Source organism: Phycicoccus jejuensis, assembly GCF_000720925.1.
Classification (GTDB): domain Bacteria; phylum Actinomycetota; class Actinomycetes; order Actinomycetales; family Dermatophilaceae; genus Phycicoccus; species Phycicoccus jejuensis.
The window spans coordinates 1-1,392 of sequence record NZ_JOEE01000029.1 but is presented as its reverse complement, the minus strand read 5'-3'; the positions used below and the strand labels follow the sequence as shown (position 1 = coordinate 1,392).

Here is a 1,392-nt window from a genome sequence, read left to right as displayed (position 1 = left end):
GACTGTGAGACTTCCGGCATGCTGCGCGGCAAGGTGGTGCCGGCTGACGTGACCCACAGAATGACCGACCCCGCCGGTGTCTTCATTGAGAGATATGTCCGCCAGCCGCACCGCCGACCTCGATGGCTTGATTAGGAGCTTGTCCCTTCGGGTGACCCATCACAGTCCTGCCTCACCTTCTCGGCGGAGTCCACGGAAGTCGCAGTGAAGGGAGCAGGACATGGCACTGGCAGATCTCGTCGACCACGTCATCGGCGTCGACCCCGACAGGGACCGCATCACCGCAGCCGTCGTGTGCTCAAGGACCCAGGCGAGCTGGCCACAAAGGTGTTCGCCACGACGTCGCGGGGCTACGGGCAAGCCATGCGCTGGGCGGCGGCGCATACTGCCGCGGGCCGACGCGCCTGGTCCATCGAGTCCACCGGAAGCTATGGGGCAGGCTTAGCGGCCGTCCTGACGTCCATGGGCGAGTTCGTCATCGAGTTCGACCACCCCAGCGCTCGCCCCTCGAAAGACGGCGCGAAGTCCGACTCGCTCGATGCCGTGGGTGCAGCACGCGAGATCCTGGGCCGTAAGACATGGGCAACTCCGCGATCCCGCGGCGCCCGGGAAGGGCTGCGGACGCTCATCACCGCACGCGACAGCGCGAAACTCGCCCGCGTCGCGGCCATCAACGTCATGAAGGCGCTGGTGGTGACCGCCCCAGTTGACCTGCGGGAAGAACTCCGCGGTCGACCACTGATGGACTTGGTGGGTCGCTGCCAACGGCTACGTCCTGACACCGCGACCGACCCCGAATACGCAGCCACGAAACTGTCCTTGCGCAGCACGGCGAACAGAGTCCGGCAGCTCACCAATGAATGCCGCGAACTCGAGTCGGCGATGATTCCGTTGGTGCGCTCGATGGCCCCTGCTCTGCTCGAAGAGCCAGGCATTGGTGTCCTGATGGCAGCACAGATCCTGGTGTCCTGGTCACACCCTGGCCGGTGCCGCGATGAGGCAGCGTTCGCCAGACTCGGCGGCGTCGCTCCATTGGAAGCGACATCGGGACAGACCCAGACCCGACACCGGCTCTCCCGCGGCGGTGACCGCCAGCTCAACCGGGAGCTGCACACCGTCATTCTCGCCCGAGCCAAGCACCACCAGCCAACCAAGGACTACATCGCCCGCCGGGTCAGCGAGGGCAGGACCAAACGAGAAGCGATGCGCTGCCTCAAGCGCTACTACGCCCGACACCTCTTCCGACTCCTCGAAGCGGCTCCCATGACCGCTTGACACCGATAGGAGCATCTCCATGGCGGCGTTGTCCGCGGAGGAGGCGACCCGGCCCATCGAGCCGACCATGTCGTGACGGTGCAGGGTGTGGACGTACTTCCGCGCTCGGAACTGGGA

1 protein-coding gene is annotated in these 1,392 nt (G+C 65.8%); it reads left to right on the top strand.

What is annotated here, in order from left to right:
- Nucleotides 1–363 precede the first annotated feature (363 nt).
- The gene (locus IG69_RS21850; RefSeq protein WP_342666171.1) at nucleotides 364–1,275 is read left to right on the top strand and encodes a transposase; all 912 of its coding nucleotides are present in this window, start codon (nucleotides 364–366) and stop codon (nucleotides 1,273–1,275) included.
- Nucleotides 1,276–1,392 lie beyond the last annotated feature (117 nt).

Bases quoted from the DNA above. Each gene is read 5' to 3' on its own strand.
- IG69_RS21850 (WP_342666171.1), top strand. From the start codon at position 364: ATGCGCTGGGCGGCGGCGCATACTGCCGCGGGCCGACGCGCCTGGTCC.